The organism is Nocardioides sp. Soil_C_8 (assembly GCF_057656315.1).
The window spans coordinates 152,361-169,765 of the sequence record NZ_JBDGKQ010000002.1 but is presented as its reverse complement, the minus strand read 5'-3'; the positions used below and the strand labels follow the sequence as shown (position 1 = coordinate 169,765).

16 protein-coding genes are annotated in these 17,405 nt (G+C 72.1%); 15 read left to right on the top strand and 1 reads right to left on the bottom strand.

Annotated features, from left to right (window positions below):
• The coding region (locus AC3A3L_RS10570) for a hypothetical protein (RefSeq protein WP_487639991.1) at window positions 1-192 on the top strand (192 nt) is incomplete at its 5' end.
• A 63-nt stretch (window positions 193-255) separates the two neighbouring features.
• Here the strand turns inward: AC3A3L_RS10570 and valS are convergent.
• Entirely contained in the window at window positions 256-2,889 is a 2,634-nt protein-coding gene (gene valS / locus AC3A3L_RS10565) for a valine--tRNA ligase (protein WP_487639990.1), read from the bottom strand.
• 77 nt (window positions 2,890-2,966) lie between these two features.
• On the opposite strand from valS, the gene AC3A3L_RS10560 reads away from it, so the two are divergent.
• The 14 genes from AC3A3L_RS10560 (at window position 2,967) to AC3A3L_RS10495 (ending at window position 17,405) form a co-directional block, all read left to right on the top strand.
• A complete protein-coding gene (locus tag AC3A3L_RS10560) occupies window positions 2,967-3,908 on the top strand; it encodes a GNAT family N-acetyltransferase (RefSeq protein WP_487639989.1) in 942 nt (313 codons plus the stop codon).
• Between the two features lie 9 nt (window positions 3,909-3,917).
• Window positions 3,918-4,937, top strand: coding sequence for a hypothetical protein (locus tag AC3A3L_RS10555; RefSeq protein ID WP_487639988.1), 1,020 nt, complete (start codon window positions 3,918-3,920; stop codon window positions 4,935-4,937).
• Between the two features lie 25 nt (window positions 4,938-4,962).
• Window positions 4,963-6,324 carry a bifunctional tetrahydrofolate synthase/dihydrofolate synthase gene (gene folC, locus AC3A3L_RS10550; RefSeq protein WP_487639987.1) on the top strand — a complete coding sequence of 454 codons (1,362 nt, stop codon included), beginning with the start codon at window positions 4,963-4,965 and terminating at the stop codon, window positions 6,322-6,324.
• Window positions 6,321-6,737, top strand: a complete 417-nt coding sequence (locus AC3A3L_RS10545; RefSeq protein ID WP_487639986.1) for a DUF4233 domain-containing protein — start codon at window positions 6,321-6,323, stop codon at window positions 6,735-6,737. Before folC ends, AC3A3L_RS10545 begins: the two co-directional genes overlap by 4 nt.
• 10 nt (window positions 6,738-6,747) lie before the next feature.
• Complete coding sequence (ndk, locus tag AC3A3L_RS10540; protein ID WP_487639985.1) at window positions 6,748-7,170, top strand: nucleoside-diphosphate kinase; 423 nt, start codon at window positions 6,748-6,750, stop codon at window positions 7,168-7,170.
• Between the two features lie 182 nt (window positions 7,171-7,352).
• Window positions 7,353-8,396, top strand: coding sequence for a rod shape-determining protein (locus AC3A3L_RS10535; RefSeq protein WP_487639984.1), 1,044 nt, complete (start codon window positions 7,353-7,355; stop codon window positions 8,394-8,396).
• Complete coding sequence (mreC, locus tag AC3A3L_RS10530) at window positions 8,396-9,334, top strand: rod shape-determining protein MreC (protein WP_487639983.1); 939 nt, start codon at window positions 8,396-8,398, stop codon at window positions 9,332-9,334. Before AC3A3L_RS10535 ends, mreC begins: the two co-directional genes overlap by 1 nt.
• Window positions 9,331-9,843 carry a rod shape-determining protein MreD gene (gene mreD, locus AC3A3L_RS10525; RefSeq protein ID WP_487639982.1) on the top strand — a complete coding sequence of 171 codons (513 nt, stop codon included), beginning with the start codon at window positions 9,331-9,333 and terminating at the stop codon, window positions 9,841-9,843. The genes mreC and mreD overlap by 4 nt, the downstream gene beginning before the upstream one ends.
• Window positions 9,840-11,975 carry a penicillin-binding protein 2 gene (gene mrdA, locus AC3A3L_RS10520; protein ID WP_487639981.1) on the top strand — a complete coding sequence of 712 codons (2,136 nt, stop codon included), beginning with the start codon at window positions 9,840-9,842 and terminating at the stop codon, window positions 11,973-11,975. Before mreD ends, mrdA begins: the two co-directional genes overlap by 4 nt.
• 7 nt (window positions 11,976-11,982) lie before the next feature.
• The gene (gene rodA / locus AC3A3L_RS10515; protein WP_487639980.1) at window positions 11,983-13,182 is read left to right on the top strand and encodes a rod shape-determining protein RodA; all 1,200 of its coding nucleotides are present in this window, start codon (window positions 11,983-11,985) and stop codon (window positions 13,180-13,182) included.
• A 117-nt stretch (window positions 13,183-13,299) separates the two neighbouring features.
• Window positions 13,300-15,273, top strand: a complete 1,974-nt coding sequence (locus AC3A3L_RS10510; protein ID WP_487639979.1) for a TIGR03960 family B12-binding radical SAM protein — start codon at window positions 13,300-13,302, stop codon at window positions 15,271-15,273.
• Between the two features lie 50 nt (window positions 15,274-15,323).
• Entirely contained in the window at window positions 15,324-16,163 is an 840-nt protein-coding gene (locus AC3A3L_RS10505) for a hypothetical protein (protein ID WP_487639978.1), read from the top strand.
• Window positions 16,160-16,864, top strand: a complete 705-nt coding sequence (locus AC3A3L_RS10500) for a hypothetical protein (protein WP_487639977.1) — start codon at window positions 16,160-16,162, stop codon at window positions 16,862-16,864. The genes AC3A3L_RS10505 and AC3A3L_RS10500 overlap by 4 nt, the downstream gene beginning before the upstream one ends.
• Before the next feature lie 10 nt (window positions 16,865-16,874).
• Window positions 16,875-17,405, top strand: a complete 531-nt coding sequence (locus tag AC3A3L_RS10495; protein WP_487639976.1) for a hypothetical protein — start codon at window positions 16,875-16,877, stop codon at window positions 17,403-17,405.

The window sequence follows — 17,405 nt, the reverse complement described above, 5'->3', positions numbered from 1 at the left end:
CGTGCCGCCGAGCGTGACGCGGCCAAGGCCCAGCGCGACGCGGAGAAGGCCCAGCGTGCCGCGGAGCGGGACGCGGCCAAGGCCCAGCGCGAGGCCGAGCGGGCGGCCGCCCAGACCGCCCAGCAGGCAGCCGGCGCCCCGGGGAACAGCGGCAACCACGGCCACGGCAACAACGGGAACGGCAAGGGCTGAGACCCCGGACGCACGAGTCCCCCTCACGCACCGCTGACGGTGCGGGAGGGGGACTCGGCTGTCTCAGTCCTCGGTGGGTGCCAGCTCGGCGGCGGTGACCCGCAGCTCGGTGGCGGACTCGTCGGTGACGAAGTCCAGGTCACCCACGATGGTGCCGACGGCGCGGAGGTCGTCCTGCGCCTGCTGGGCGGCCTGCACCAGGTCCGCAGGACCGGTGATCTCGACGCGGGCGAGCGGGGCGCGCATCTTGGCCTTGGCCTGCGACTTGGCGCCGCGGATCCCGGTCAGCGCGGCCGCCACGGCGTCGAGGACCAGCGGCTGGGAGGCCGCGGCGGAGCCGAGGTCGGCGGCCGTGGGCCATGCTGCGTGGTGGATGGACCCGTCCTGCCACCACGACCACACCTCCTCGGTGGCGTACGGCAGGAACGGCGCGAGCAGCCGCAGCTGGACGTGCAGCGCGATGGCCAGCGTCGCGCGCGCGGAGTCGGTGCCGGCGCCGCCCTCGGCGTCGTACGCGCGCTCCTTGACCAGCTCGAGGTAGTCGTCGCAGAACTCCCAGAAGAACTTCTCGGTGACCTCGAGCGCGGTCGTGTAGTCGTAGGCGTCGAAGGCCTCGGTGGCCCGGCGCACGACGATCTCGAGCCGGCCCAGGAGGGCGCAGTCCACCGGGGCGCTGACGGCGGCCGGGCTGAGCTCGGTGGCGCCGACGTTGCCGAGGACGAACTTCGAGGCGTTGAGGACCTTCATGGCCAGGCGCCGGCCGACCTTCATCTGCGACTCGTCGAAGGGCGAGTCGAGGCCCGGGCGGCCGATCGCGGCGCGCCAGCGGACGGCGTCGGCGCCGTACTTGTCGAGGATGTCGGTCGGGACCACGACGTTGCCCTTGGACTTCGACATCTTCTTGCGGTCCGGGTCGACGATGAAGCCGGAGATCATCGCGTGCGACCACGGCACGACCTGGTGCTCGTAGTCGGCGCGGACGACGCGCGAGAACAGCCAGGTGCGGATGATGTCGTGCGCCTGGGTGGCGAGGTCGTAGGGGAAGACCCGGGAGAACAGGTCGTCGTCGACCTCCCACATGCCCGCGATCTGCGGGGTCAGCGAGGAGGTGGCCCACGTGTCCATCACGTCGGGATCGCCGATGAAGCCGCCGGGCTTGCCCCGCTGGTCCTCGGTGTAGCCCTCGGGCGCCTGCGTCGACGGGTCGACCGGCAGCTGGGCCTCGCTGGGCATCAGCGGGTGGTCGTGGTCGGGCTCACCGTCGGCGTCGAGGGGGTACCAGACCGGGAACGGGATGCCGAAGAACCGCTGGCGCGAGATCAGCCAGTCGCCGTTGAGGCCGCCGACCCAGTTGTCGTAGCGGTGCTTCATGTGCGCCGGGATCCAGGTGATCTCCTCGCCGCGGACCAGCATCTCCTTGCGGAGCGCCGCGTCCTTGCCGCCGTTCTTGATGTACCACTGGCGGGTCGCGACGATCTCGAGCGGCTTGTCGCCCTTCTCGTAGAAGTTCGCCATGCGCTGGGTCGCCTTGGGCTCCCCGTCGAGGTCGCCCGACTCGCGGAGCAGGGCGACCATCGCCTCGCGGGCGCTGAAGGTGGTCTTGCCGGCCATCTCGGCGTACGCCGCCGCTGCCGGTTCGGCTGCCAGCCACTCGGGCGTCTCCCGGACCAGGCGGCCGTCGCGGCCGACGACGGTGCGGATCGGCAGGCTGAGCTCGCGCCACCACATCACGTCGGTGAGGTCGCCGAAGGTGCAGCACATCGCGATGCCCGCACCCTTGTCGGGCTCGGCGGCCGGGTGGGCGAGGACAGGGATCTCGACGCCGAAGACGGGTGAGGTGACGGTCGTCCCGAAGACGTCCTGGTAGCGCTCGTCGTCGGGGTGCGCGATGAGGGCGACCACGCTCGGGATGAGCTCGGGACGCGTGGTCTCGATGTGGATCGGGGTGCCGTCCGGCTTGTGGAAGGCGACGCGGTGGTAGGCGCCCGGGTAGTCGCGCGCCTCGAGCTCGGCCTGCGCGACGGCGGTCTGGAACGTGACGTCCCACAGCGTCGGCGCCTCGGAGAGGTAGGCCTCCCCGCGGGCGTAGTTGCGCAGGAACGCCCGCTGGCTGACCGTGCGCGAGTGGTCGCCGATGGTGGTGTAGGTCGGGTTCCACTGGACCGACAGGCCGAGCTGGCGCCACAGGGCCTCGAAGGCCTTCTCGTCCTCGACGACGAGCTGCTCGCACAGCTCGATGAAGTTCGGACGGCTGATGGCGACCTGCCGCTTGGGGTCGGGCTTCTCCGGCGGGGTGAAGTCGGCGTCGTAGGGCAGCGACGGGTCGCACCGCACGCCGAAGTAGTTCTGGACGCGACGCTCGGTCGGCAGGCCGTTGTCGTCCCAGCCGATCGGGTAGAACACGGCCTTGCCCTGCATGCGCTGGTAGCGCGCGATCAGGTCGGTGTGGCTGTAGGAGTAGACGTGGCCGACGTGCAGCGACCCGCTGACCGTGGGCGGCGGGGTGTCGATCGAGTAGACGTTCTCCCGCGGCTGCGTGCGGTCGAAGGCGTAGGTGTCGTTGTCGGCCCACGCCCGGGACCACTTGTCCTCCAGACCCTCGAGCGCCGGACGCTCCGGTACGACGACGGCACGCTGGTCGGTGCTCGCTGTCGTCGGACCGCTGTCCGGGGCCTGGGTGCTGGGGTTCTCAGTCATGCACCGAGTCTATTGACGGGCCTCGGGCCTGCGAAAACGAGTATCGACGCACGCCCCGCCGGCCCTAGCGTGCGGTCATGGATGTACCGACCGAGGGCGACGTCACGCTGGAGTTCTTCGACACCCCGCAGCCCTTCCTCGAGGCGGCCGGTGACCTGCTCGCCGCCGACCCGGTCCTGGGCAGCGTCATCGCCAGCGTCAGCATGCGGACCGCGCGCGAGCTCGCTGACGGCATCGACTCCTGGGCGGACGTCGACGCCGGGTTCCAGCGGTGGTGGCTGGCGGTCCGGGACGCCGACGGCGAGGTGGTCAGCGCCGTGATGCGCACGGCACCGTTCAGGCCGCACCCGACGTTCGCGATGCCGATGTCCGACGGTGCCGCACGCGCGCTCGCCACGGCGCTCCACGAGCGCGGAGAGCACCTGGGTGGCGCCAACGGCGCGCTGCCGGGGGCCGAGGTGCTGGCCAGGACGACCGCCGAGCTCTCCGGCGGCGCGCTGGTCGCCGACAAGGGAACCCGGTTGTGGGAGTGCACGACGGTCCACGTGCCGTCGGCACCCGAGGGCCGGCTGCGGCAGGCGACCGAGGACGACGCCGAGCTCGTCCTCGCGTGGTTCGAGGCCTTCCACGCCGAGGCGGACGAGCAGGCGGGTCGTGAGCCCGACCCCGCCTCCGGCGAGCACAACACGCTCGACAGCGTGCTCATCCGGATCCGTGAGGGTGCCGAGTGGCTCTGGGAGCTCCCCGACGGGACGGTCGCGCACCTGACGGGGTCCGGGCTGCCGGCCTACGGCGTCGGCCGGATCGGTCCCGTCTACACGCCCAAGGAGTTCCGCGGCCGCGGCATCGCGTCGTACGTCGTCGGGGAGCTCACCCGTCGCGGCCTCGAGGCCGGGCACCGGATGTGCCTGTTCACCGACCGCGCGAACCCGACGTCGAACAAGATCTACGCGGGCCTCGGCTACGAGCCCGTCGTGGACATGGCCGAGCACCTCGTCACGCTCCCGCCGAACCCCTAGCCTCGTCGGGTGCGGCGACTCCCACGGTCCAGCCTGGTCCTCACCCTGCTCCTCGTCGTCACGGCAGTCGCCATGCCTGCCGCGGCGGTGCCGCAGGTGGGCCGGCTCGACGCGCGCCGGGCGCCGGTGCACCGCGTCGGCGGCTGTGAGCTGTTCCCGACCGACAACCCGTGGAACCGCCGCATCGACGACCGGCCGGTGTGGAGGTGGTCGAAGGCGATCGTCGGCAAGCAGGCCGCGGGCCACGACCTGCACCTCGACCTCGGCACCACCGAGGAGTACTACGGCATCCCGGTCAACGTGGTCGACGCCGACCAGCCGCTGCTCCCGCTCCGGTTCGGCACCGACGGTGAGGGCTACCGCGAGGAGAGCGACCGCGGCCCGGTCTTCGTGCCGGCCGACGCGGCGATCGAGGGCGGCAGCGCGGGTGACCCGGACCCGGGACAGGGCGATCGCCACGTGTTGACGGTGCGCCGCGGCACCTGCGACCTCGTCGAGCTGTACGCCGCCGAGCGGGTGCGCGACGCGTCCGGCAAGGTCGTCGCCTGGCGAGCAGCGTCCGCCGCCCGCTGGGACCTGTCCTCCAACCGGCTGCGCCCGGCGGGCTGGACCTCGGCCGACGCGGCCGGCCTGCCGATCCTGCCCGGGCTGCTGTCCTACGACGAAGCGGCCTCGGGGCGGATCACCCACGCGCTGCGGTTCACGCTCCCGTCGGCACGGAGCGCCTACACCCGGCCGGCCCGCCACTGCGGCCCGAGCGGCAACACGGCGCGCGACCTGCCGGCGTACGGGCTCCGCTTCCGGCTGAGGAAGTCGTTCCCCGCGAAGCGCTACACGGGTGCCGCCCGCACGATCGTCGTGGCGATGAAGCGCTACGGCCTGGTCTACGCCGACCAGGGCTCGTCGATGTACGTCACCGGCACCGCCGACCCGCGCTGGGAGGACGCGCTCGACCAGTTCCGCTCCCGCCCGCTGGACGGCAGGGCGCTCGAGGTCGTGAAGCCCTGGCGGCGAGTCGTGTCCTGCTGACCGGGGTCAATAGACTCGACGCGCCATGACTGATGCCCCCGACGCTCCCCGCCTCGCCGAGACCTTCGACGAGGTCGAGGACGCCCTGCTGTCCCGCTGGCCCGAGACCAAGCTGGAGCCCAGCCTCGACCGGATCGAGGCCTTCACCGAGCTGCTGGGCGAGCCCCAGCACTCCTTCCGCTCGATCCACCTCACCGGCACCAACGGCAAGACCAGCACCAGTCGGATGGTCGAGACCCTGCTGCGCGCGCTCGACCTGCGCACCGGCCGCTTCACCTCGCCGCACCTGGAGCGGATTAGCGAGCGGATCAGCATCGACGGCGAGCCGCTCGACGACGAGGCGTTCGTGCGCGCCTTCAACGACGTCGCGCCCTACACCCACCTCGTCGACGCCGAGCAGGACCACCCGCTCAGCTTCTTCGAGACGATCGTCGGGATGGCCTACGCCGCCTTCGCCGACGCGCCCGTCGACGTCGCGGTGGTCGAGGTCGGGATGGGTGGCACCTGGGACGCCACCAACGTCATCGACGCCGACGTCGCCGTCGTGCTGCCGGTCGCCGTCGACCACGCCAAGTACCTCGGCGACGACCCGGCGACCATCGCGGCCGAGAAGGCCGGGATCATCAAGCCGGGCTCCGTCGCCGTCCTGGCGGAGCAGACGCCGGAGGTGGCAGCCGTGCTCCTCGAGCGCGCGGCCGAGGCCGGCGCGACCATCGCCCGCGAGGGCATGGAGTTCGGCGTCGTCTCCCGCACGCCCGCGGTCGGGGGGCAGGTCGTCTCGCTGCAGGGTCTGCGGGCCCGGTACGACGACGTGTTCCTGCCGCTCTACGGCGCCCACCAGGCGCAGAACGCGGCCGTGGCGCTCGCCGCGGTCGAGGCGTTCGCCGGGACGGGCGTCCTCGACGACGAGGTGGTCCGCGCCGCGTTCGCCGAGGTCACCTCTCCGGGTCGGCTCGAGATCGTCCGGCGCAGCCCGACGATCCTGCTCGACGCCGCGCACAACCCGCACGGGGCCGAGGCCGCCGCCGCCGCGCTCGACGACTCGTTCTCCTTCAGCCCGCTGGTCGGGGTGATGGGCGTGATGGAGGACAAGGACCACGAGGGCCTGCTCGCCGCCTTCGAGCCGCACCTCGCGCACCTCGTGTGCACCCAGAACTCCACGCCCCGCTCGATGTCCGCCGCGGCACTCGGCCGCGCCGCCGCGGAGGTGTTCGGCGAGGACCGCGTCAGCGTCGTGCCCGACCTGGCCGACGCCATCGACCGGGCCGCGACGCTCGCCGAGGCAGGGGAGGCCGTCGACGTCTCGATCGGCGCGGGCGCGGTGCTGGTCACCGGCTCCGTGGTCACCGTGGGCGAGGCCCGCTCCCTGCTGAAGGGCCGGCGATGAGCGACCAGGCGCCCACCCCCGCCGACGACCCGGTGCCCACCAACACCGAGCGCTCGCCCCGGCGCGGGATGGCCGCCGCCGTCCTCAGCCTCGAGGCGATCACCCTCGGCCTGACCACGCCCGTGATGATCACGATCGCGGACGTCCCGGCCGGCACGGCCCTGACCGTCGGGCTCGGGCTCGCCGTCGTCTGCCTGCTGCTGGCCGGGATGCTGCGCGCCGAGTGGGCCTACCTCGCGGGCTACGTGGTGCAGGTGGCCGCTATCGGCGTCGGCTTCGTGGTGCCCGTCATGTTCGGCCTCGGGCTCGTCTTCGCCCTGCTCTGGACGGCCGCGGACCTGCTGGGTCGCAAGATCGAGCGCGAGCGTGCCGCCGCGTGGGCGGCGTACCGCGCGGAGCAGGGCCCTCGCTAGGCTGCGCGGCATGACCGACGTCCAGCGTTCCCTCGTCCTCGTCAAGCCCGACGGCGTGCGCCGTGGCCTCTCGGGGGAGATCCTGCGCCGGATCGAGGCCAAGGGCTACACGCTCGCGGCCGTCGAGCTGCGCACCGCGACCCCCGACATCCTGGCCGAGCACTACGCCGAGCACGAGGGCAAGCCGTTCTACGGCCCGCTCGTCGAGTTCATGCTCTCGGGCCCCGTGCTCGCCGTCGTGGTCGAGGGGCAGCGCTGCATCGAGGGCTTCCGCTCCCTCGCCGGCGCCACCGACCCGACCGTCGCAGCCCCGGGCACCATCCGCGGCGACCTCGGCCGCGACTGGGGCCTCGCCGTCCAGCAGAACCTCGTCCACGGCTCCGACTCCGAGGAGTCGGCCGCTCGCGAGATCGGCATCTGGTTTCCGAGCTGAGTCAGTGAGCGCGAGCTTGCTCGCGACCCACTGACTCCGTCGAGGACATCTTTCACGCCAGCCACACCCGCCCCGCGCGTGTCCTCCCGGGAAGACCTGCTCTCGCTCCTTAACCTGAGCGTGGGTCGGCAGCCTCGCTGACCCTCCTTCCCCGAACGACCCGACCTGAGGGCAGCAGCGGCATGGCACTGAATGGCACAACAGGGGGCTTCATCGGCCGAGACATGGCCGTCGACCTCGGCACCGCCAACACGCTGGTCTATGTCCGCGGCCGGGGCGTCGTGCTCGACGAGCCGTCCGTCGTCGCGATGAACACGACCACCGGCGAGGTGCTCGCGGTCGGCCACGAGGCCAAGCGGATGATCGGCCGCACGCCCGACAGCATCGCCGCCATCCGGCCGCTCAAGGACGGCGTGATCGCCGACTTCGAGGCGACCGAGCAGATGCTGCGCTACTTCATCCACCAGGTGCACCGCCGCCGCTACTTCGCCAAGCCCCGGATGGTCATCTGCGTCCCGAGCGGCATCACCGCGGTCGAGCAGCGCGCGGTCAAGGAGGCCGGCTACCAGGCCGGCGCCCGCCGGGTCTACATCGTCGAGGAGCCGATGGCCGCCGCGATCGGCGCCGGGCTGCCCGTCCACGAGGCCACCGGCAACATGGTCGTCGACGTCGGCGGCGGCACCACCGAGGTCGCGGTGATCAGCCTCGGCGGCATCGTCACCAGCCTGTCCGTGCGCACCGCGGGCGACGACCTCGACCAGGCGATCATCGCGTGGATGAAGAAGGAGTACTCCCTGATGCTGGGGGAGCGCACCGCCGAGGAGATGAAGATGACCCTCGGCTCGGCCTTCCCGCTGCCGAGCGAGCCCGACGCCGAGATCCGCGGTCGCGACATGGTCTCCGGCCTGCCCCGCACCGTCGTCGTCTCCAGCTCCGAGCTGCGCCAGGCGCTCGAGGAGCCGCTCCACAACATCATCGACGCCGTGCGCACCACCCTCGACCAGACGCCGCCCGAGCTGGCCGGCGACATCATGGACCGCGGCATCGTCCTCACCGGCGGCGGCGCGATCCTGCGCGGCCTCGACGAGCGGTTGCGCCACGAGACCGGCATGCCCGTCCACGTCGCCGAGGACCCGCTGTCGTCGGTGGCCTACGGCGCCGGCAAGTGCGTCGAGGAGTTCGAGGCGCTCCAGCAGGTCCTCGTCTCCGATCCGAGGCGCTTCTGATGGGGGCCTTCGGGGGGCACGACGGTCGCGAACGACGCTGGACCGGCCTCGACAAGCTCGAGTCCCGCAACCGCCCGCCTCGGTCGCTGCTCGTGGCACTCGTGCTCGCGAGCATCACGCTCATCACGCTCGACGTGTCGGGCGGCGGCAGCTCGCCGCTCGAGCCGGCGCGGCGCGTGGTCGGCGAGGCCTTCGGTCCCGCCGAGGCCGGCGTCGCCGCCGCCGTACGCCCCTTCACCGCCGTGCCCTCCTGGTTCCGCAGCAAGGGCGACCTCGCCGACCAGGTCCGCGACCTCGAGGCCAGCAACGCCGAGCTCAAGGGGCAGGTGCAGCTGGCCGGCTTCGACCGCAACCGCCTCGAGCAGTACGACGGACTCACCTCGGCCGCCGAGGACCTGGGTTCGGCCCTCGTCCCGGCCCGCGTGGTCGCGCTGGGCTCGCGCCAGTCGCAGAGCTTCACGGTCACCATCGACGCCGGCTCCGAGGCCGGCGTCGGACCCGACATGACGGTCGTCAACAACGACGGCCTGGTCGGTCGCGTCCTCCGCGTCACCCGCAGCACCGCCACCGTGCTGCTGGTCATCGACCCCGACTCCACCGTCGGTGGCCGGGTGGGGTCGAGCATGGAGATCGGGTTCGTCACCGGCAGCGGGTCGCTCGACCAGAAGTCGGGGCTCGACCTCCGCCTCGTCGACGACGCCTCCGTCCCGGCCCGCGACGACACCGTCGTGACGTGGGGCAGCGCGACCGGGCCCTACGCCCCGGGCGTGCCGATCGGCACGATCACCGAGGTCTACAGCTCGCTGCGCGAGGCGTCCCAGCGCGCGGTCGTCAAGCCGTTCGTCGACTTCTCCGCCCTCGACGTCGTCGGCGTGATGGTCCCCAGCGGGTCACGCAGCGACCGTGCCGTCATCGAGGCGGACGGGAGCCTGCGATGAGCTACCTCCGCTGGATCGCCGCCCTCGCAGCCGTCGTGATCGCGCTGGTCGTGCAGGTCACCCTCTTCCCGCACGTCGCCTGGCACGGGATCGTCCCGAACCTGTGCCTGCTGGTGGTCGTCGCCGCCGCGCTGACCGTCGAGGCGCCGTTCGCGCTCGTGCTCGGCTTCGCCGCCGGGCTGACGCTCGACCTCGCGCCGCCGGCCGACCACGTCGCCGGCCGGTGGGCCCTCGCCATGACGATCGCAGCGTTCCTCGCCGCCCGCGTGCGACAGGACCAGAAGCCCACCGCCCTGGCCGTCGTCGGCACCGTCGCGGCCGCGTCCTTCGTCGCCACCTCGCTGTTCGCGCTCTCGGGCGTGCTGCTCCAGGACCCGGACATGTCGGTGGCGGGCCTCCTCGAGGTCGTCCTGGTCGCCGTCCTCTGGGACGTGCTGCTGACGCCGTTCGTGCTGCCGCCCCTGATGAAGCTGTTCGCTCGGCTCAGCCCGCAGTGGGCCGCCTCGTGAGGGGCGCCCCCGCTGCCAGGAGCGACAAGAGCCGACTGCGCCTGGTGGTCGTGCAGGCGCTGGTGTTCTCGCTGTTCGCCACCCTCTTCGTCCGGCTCTACTACCTCCAGGTCATCGGCGGCGAGTCCTACCAGGCACAGGCCGCCGACCAGTCCGTGCGCGACATCGTCGTGCAGCCCCAGCGCGGCTTGATCGTCGACAACCAGGGCCGACCGCTCGTCGCCAACCGCACGTCGTGGGTCATCTCGATGGACCGCACGCTCCTCGGCAAGCTGGGGGAGGGCCAGCGCACCGAGCTCGTCAGGCGCGTCGCCGTGGTCGTCGATGCGAAGCCCGAGGACGTCGAGGCCCGTCTCGTGACCTGCGGCGACCCGGGCAGCGTCCGCGACGTCTGCTGGAACGGCTCGCCCTACCAGCCCGTGCCGGTCGCCACCGACGTGCCCAAGAGCGTCGCCCTGCAGGTCCTCGAGCAGCCCGAGGACTACCCCGGCGTGCTCGCCGAGCAGCAGAACGTCCGCTCCTACCCGCGACCCTTCGGGATCAACCTCGCCCACGTGCTGGGCTACCTCAGCCCCGTCACCGAGGACGAGTACGACCTCGCCGCCGAGCGCGACGACCGCTCCCTCAACGGTGCGTCGGTCGTCGGCCGGGCCGGCGTGGAGAAGCAGTACGACGAGTGGCTGCGCGGCCTGCCCGGCTACCGACGGGTGGCGGTGGACTCGATGGGCCGGGTGCTCGGCGACGACTCGCTCGTCGAGAGCACGCCCGGCGACACCCTCGTCACGTCGATCGACGCCAAGGTGCAGTCGGTGGTGGAGCGCCAGCTGGCGCAGCGGATCGCCTTCCAGCGCACGCAGGTCGACCCGGTGACCGGCCGTAAGTTCGCCGCCGACTCCGGTGCGGCCGTCGTCCTCGACGCGAAGACCGGTCGGGTGGTCGCGATGGCCAGCCAGCCGACGTACGACCCGGACGTGTGGACCGGCGGCATCAGCGAGGAGCAGCTGACCCGGCTCTACTCCGAGAGGGCCGGTACCCCGCTGCTCTCGCGCGCCACCCAGGGCCAGTTCGCCCCGGGGTCGACGTGGAAGCCGTTCATGACTGCCGGCGCGCTCACCAACGGCTACTCGATGGACACCACGCTGCCCTGCTCCTCGGGCTTCCAGGTCGGCAACCGGGTGTTCAAGAACTACGAGTCCGGCGCCTACGGCAACATCGGCTTCGCGAAGGCGCTCGAGGTCTCCTGCAACACGTTCTTCTACCGCATCGGCTACAACTTCTGGCAGCGCTTCGGCAGCGACCCCGCCGACATCGACGCCAAGGACCCGCTGGTCGAGGAGGCCAAGGAGTTCGGCTTCGGCTCCCGCACCGGCATCGACCTGCCCGGTGAGGCGCCCGGCCGGATCGCCGACCGCCACTGGAAGCAGGCCTACTACGAGTCGCAGAAGGACTACTACTGCGAGCTCAGCAGCAAGCCGCAGACCGAGGACACCAGCGACTTCGTCTACAAGTTCGCGCGAGAGTTCTGCCTCGAGGGCAACCTCTACCGCGCCGGCGACGCCGTGAACTTCTCGATCGGACAGGGCGACACCATCGTCACGCCGCTGCAGCTCGCCCGCGGCTACGCGGCGCTGAGCAACGGCGGCACGCTCTGGGCGCCCACCGTCGCGAAGGCCATCGTCAGCCCCGAGGGCAAGGTGCTGCGCCGCATCGCGCCGCGGAAGGTCGGCCAGGTCGACGTCCCGAAGAAGTACCTCGACTACATCGACAGTGCTCTGCAGAACGTCTCCCGCGTCGGCACGATGGCGTGGAAGCTCGTCGGCTTCCCGCTCGACGACGTCACCATCCGCGCCAAGACGGGCTCCGCCGAGGTCTACGGCAAGCAGTCGACCGGCTGGGTCGCGTCGTACTCCGAGGACTACGTCGTGGTGATGATGATCAGCCAGGGCGGAACCGGGTCCGGGTCGACCGGCGAGGGCATCCGCGCGATCTGGGAGGCGCTGTACGGCGTCGACGGCGAGACCGTGCGCCCGGCACGCGCGGCGATCCCGGGCACCGTGCCGCCGACCAGGCTGCCGCAGTTCCTCGAGGACGGCTCGATCATGCCGCCCGTCCCGGACAAGGCAGGGGAGTGAGCGCACGATGACCGTCCTGTCGACCCGACCGTCCTCCCGGCCCTCGTCGCGACCGTCCACGCGGTCCCTGCGCCCGGCCACCAGCCTGCGCGCCCCGGGCCTCGACTGGCTGCTGATGCTGGCCGCCCTCGCGCTCGTCACCCTCGGCACCCTGCTCGTCTGGTCGGCCACCTCGACCCGAGCCGACCTCACCGGCGGCGACCCCAACGCCTACCTGCGCAAGCAGCTCGTCAACGTCGCCATCGGCCTGGTGCTGATGGTCGCCGTCCTCGCCACCGACCACCGGTGGGTGCGCATCCTCGCGCCGCTGGCCTACCTCGCCAGCGTCGGCGGACTCGTCATGGTGCTGGTGGCCGGCAGCACGATCAACGGCTCGCGCTCGTGGATCCAGGTCGGCGGCATGTCGATCCAGCCCGCGGAGTTCGCCAAGCTGGCGGTGGTCATCGGCATGGCGCTCGTCGTGGCCGAGCGCACCGAACGCCGGTGGGGCCGCGGCGTCCGCAGCGTCGAGGTGGTCGCCATGCTGGCGATCGCCGGGGTCCCGGCCGCGCTCATCCTGCTCCAGCCGGACCTCGGCACGATGCTCGTGCTGTCCGCGACCGTCTTCGGCGTCCTGACGGTGGCGGGCGCCGGTCGGCTGTGGCTGGCCGGCCTGACGTTCGGGGCCGTCGGTGGCGCCGTCGCCGCGGTGTCGATGGGGGTGCTCAAGCCCTACCAGGTCGACCGCTTCCTCGCCTTCACCAACCCCGGGCTCGACCCACGGGGCGCCGGCTACAACACCGAGCAGGCGCGCATCGCCGTCGGCAACGGCGGCCTCTTCGGCCAGGGCCTCTTCGACGGGTCGCAGACCCGATCCGGCTTCGTGCCCGAGCAGCACACCGACTTCATCTTCACCGTCGCCGGCGAGGAGCTCGGCCTCGCGGGAGCCGGCGTGCTGATCCTCCTCGTGGCCGTCCTGATCTGGCGCGCGCTGACCATCTCGGCCCGGGCCGGCGACCTGTTCGGCCGGGTCGCGGCCGCCGGCATCGCCTGCTGGTGGGGATTCCAGGCCTTCCAGAACATCGGCATGTGCCTCGGGATCATGCCCGTCACCGGCGTGCCGCTGCCGTTCGTCTCCTACGGCGGCAGCTCGCTGTTCGCCGGGATGCTGGCCCTCGGCCTGCTCCAGAACATCCACCTCAGGTCGGCCGGTCCGGTCCGGCGCTGACCCCTCGTCAGGGTCGTTGAGTAGGCCGCACCACCGCTCGGGACGTAACCTTGAGGGTCGGCGCTGTCGCTGCGCCCGCCCTTCCCTGCTCCCGATCCCCGTTCGAGGTGTTGCTGCATGTCCGTCGCGTCGGTCTTCCCGCGCCTGGAGGCGAGGCTTCCGTCGGTGCAGAAGCCCATCCAGTACGTCGGCGGCGAGCTCAACTCGGTCGTCAAGGACTGGGACTGCGCCGAGGCGTCCGCGACCGGCGGGCCGACGGTCCGGTGGGCGTTGATGTACCCCGACGCCTACGAGGTGGGCCTGCCCAACCAGGGCGTGCAGATCCTCTACGAGGTGCTCAACGAGCGCGACTGGATCGTCGCCGAGCGCACCTACTCGGTGTGGCCCGACATGGAGCAGGTGATGCGCGAGGGCGACGAGCACGGCCCGATCCCGCAGTTCACCGTGGACAGCCACCGCCCGGTCGGCGCCTTCGACCTCTTCGGCCTGAGCTTCTCCACCGAGCTCGGCTACACCAACATGCTCAACGCGCTCGACCTCGCCGGGATCCCGCTGCACGCGGCCGACCGCGGCGAGGACGACCCGGTGGTGATCGCCGGCGGCCACGCCGCGTTCAACCCGGAGCCCATCGCCGACTTCGTCGACGCCGCGGTCCTCGGCGACGGCGAGGAGGTCGTGCTGGCCATCTCCGAGGTGGTGCGCGAGTGGAAGGCCGAGAACCGCCCCGGTGGCCGCGACGAGCTGCTGCGGCGCCTGGCCGTCACCGGCAACATCTACGTCCCGCGGTTCTACGACGTCGCCTACGCCGCCGACGGCTCGATCGAGGCCGTCGTGCCCAACCGACCCGGCGTCCCCTTCCGGGTGCGCAAGCACACGCTGATGGACCTCGACCAGTGGCCCTACCCGGCCAACCCGCTGGTCCCGCTCGCCGAGACCGTGCACGAGCGCTTCTCGGTCGAGATCTTCCGCGGCTGCACGCGCGGCTGCCGCTTCTGCCAGGCGGGCATGATCACCCGCCCGGTGCGCGAGCGGTCCATCGAGACCATCGGCAACATGGTCGAGAACGGCATCCGCAAGTCCGGCTTCGAGGAGGTCGGCCTGCTGTCGCTCTCCAGCGCCGACCACACCGAGATCGGTGAGGTCGCCAAGGGCCTCGCCGACCGCTACGAGGGCTCCAACGTCTCGCTGTCGCTTCCCAGCACGCGCGTCGACGCCTTCAACATCACCCTGGCCAACGAGTTCTCCCGCAACGGTCGCCGCTCGGGCCTCACGTTCGCGCCTGAGGGCGGCTCGGAGCGGATGCGCAAGGTGATCAACAAGATGGTCAGCGAGGACGACCTCATCCGCACCGTCGCAGCGGCGTACTCCCACGGCTGGCGCCAGGTGAAGCTCTACTTCATGTGCGGCCTCCCGCAGGAGACCGACGAGGACGTGCTCGCCATCGCCGACCTCGCCAAGCGCGTCATCAAGACCGGCCGCGAGGTCTCGGGTCGCAACGACATCCGGTGCACCGTCTCGATCGGCGGCTTCGTCCCCAAGCCGCACACGCCGTTCCAGTGGGCGCCCCAGCTCGACCACGAGGCCACCGACGAGCGGCTCCGGCTGCTGCGCGAGGTGGTCCGCGAGGACAAGAAGTACGCCCGCGCGATCGGCTTCCGCTACCACGACGGCAAGCCCGGCATCGTCGAGGGCCTCCTGTCACGAGGTGACCGGCGCGTGGGTCGGGTCATCGAGGAGGTGTGGCGCGACGGCGGTCGCTTCGACGGCTGGAGCGAGCACTTCTCCTACGACCGCTGGATGACGTCGGCCGAGAAGGCCCTCGCGGGCACCGGCGTCGACGTCGACTGGTACACCACGCGGGAGCGCGAGTACGACGAGGTCCTCCCGTGGGAGCACCTCGACTCCGGTCTGGACAAGGACTGGCTGTGGGGTGACTGGGAGGACGCCCTCGCAGCCGCCGACGGCGCGGACATCGAGGTCGAGGACTGCCGCTGGACGCCGTGCTACGACTGCGGCGTGTGCCCGGAGATGGGCACCGAGATCCAGGTCGGTCCGACGGGACAGAAGCTCCTCCCGCTGTCCGTGGTCTGACCGGCCCGAACGCCGGTGCCGCGGCTCCCGCCGTGGCATAGTCGCGGCTCGTGCTGCACCTCCTCGACCTCGGGACCCGGAAGTTCTGGCGGCTGACGGGTCGCCCCGTCGACCTCGCCGGCAGGGAACGGTGGCTGGACGCGCCGATGAGCGCCTCGTCGCGGGTGGGCACGGCGTGGGTCGCCGAGGAGGCCGCCCGGCACGGCGGCCCGGCTCCGGTCGTCGAGGACGACGCCGGCCTGCTTCCGTCGATGGCCGCGCTGGACGGGCCGGGCTTCGACTCGGCCCGGCTGCGCCCGGAGGTCCGCGACTTCTACGAGCACACGTCGGCCTGGCGGATGGAGGTGTGGAGCGGGTGGTCGCCGCTGTTCTGGCCCGGGGGCGAGGTCGTGTCGCGGGTCTGGGGTCGCCGGGTCGAGCAGCTCGCGCTGCCCATGCGACCGCTCGACGTGGCCCGCGGGATGGACAGCCTGGTCACGCCCGTCCGCGACGCTGCCGGCACGCAGGTCTCGGCGGCGTGGACCCGCACCCTGCGCTCCGACGGGCGGCCGGTCTTCAGCGGCGCCTACTCCGTCGGATCGCTGCCCGGCGCGCCGAGCCCGAGCGTGCACGTCGCGTTCCCGCTCGAGTCCGGCAACGTCCAGGTCTTCCTCCGACCGAGCGTCACCGGCGACGGGGGCCTGCTGCTGGCCTCGCCCCCGGGACGCTTCGGGGAGGACGGGGCGTACGTCGTGGTCCGTGACAGCGGCACGCACGCTGCCCGGGTGCCGCTGCACGAGACCTTCCACGTCCACGTCGACGAGGACGGGGTGCTGCGCACCGACCACCAGCTGCGGGTGTGGGGCGCCTCCGCGGTCCGGCTGCACTACCGCCTGGAGCGCGTCCGGTGACCCTGCACTCGTTCCACCTCGCCGAGGTGCCGCGGCACGTCGGGCTGCGAGCCCTGATGGGGTCCGGTCCGGAGGTCGCCGGGCTCGACCACGCCGAGTGCCTGTCACTGATGCGGCTCGGTGCGCCGACCGTCTCGCCCGACCGGCTCCAGCTGCGTCGCGTCGCCGTCTTCGCGCAGTGGCGCGACGACGCCGCGCTCGACACCTACCTCGAGGCCGACCCGCTCGGGCGACGGCTCGCGGACGGCTGGCACGTGCGCCTGGAGTTCCTGCGTCGCTGGTCGACCCTCGCCTCGCTGCCGGGGCTCCCGGTCCGCGCCGGCCCGTGGGACCAGGAGGAGCCCGTCGTGGCCGTGACGGTCGCCCGGATGCGGATCCCGGAGCTTCCGCGCTTCCTGCGCCACGGCAAGCCCGTGGAACGGCTGGTGCGCGACCACCCGGGCGTCACCCTGGCGCTCGCTGGCATCCGGCCGCCGCGCACCATCGCGACGTTCTCGGTGTGGCGCAGCGTCCGGGAGATGGAGGAGATGGTGCACGGTCGCTCCGACGTCGCGGACCCGTCGCGCCACGCCTCGGCCATGGTCGAGCGCGAGCGCCGCGACTTCCACCACGAGTTCGCGACGTTCCGGTTCCGGCCCACCTCCGAGCACGGCTCGTGGGAGGGCAGGAGCGGCATCGTCCCGGGACAGGCGGCTCGCTAGAGTGCGGCGCGTGGACGAGCACGACTCCGAGAACCTGCGCGCCGAGGTGGACCTGCTGCGTCGCGAGCTCGCGCAGGTGCGCCACGACCAGGAGAAGTGGGGCGAGCGCGAGGCGCGGCTGCGCAAGTCCCGCGACCGCGCCGTCAAGGCTGCCGACGTGCTCTCGACCCTGCTCGCCGAGCGGCTGCGCGGCGAGCTAGCCGTGGTGGGCGCCGGCTCGCGGTCCTGGTGGCGGCGCGGCGCCGACACCATCACGCCGGAGGAGGCCGGTCAGCTCGAGCTGCTGCGCCAGACTCCGCTCTTCGACCCCGCCTACTACCTCCGCTCCTACCTCGACGTGGCCCGGCGCGGCGAGGAACCTGGGCTCCACTTCCTGCGCCACTGGGACCACCCGCTCCGGCAGCCGAGCGAGGCCTTCGACATCGCGCAGTACGTCCTCGACCACCCCGAGGTGACCGACGAGCGGGTGAACCCCGTCATCCACTTCCTGTCCTCGCCCGAGTCCGACGGGGCCGACGCCTACCCGCCGACGGCGGGGTGA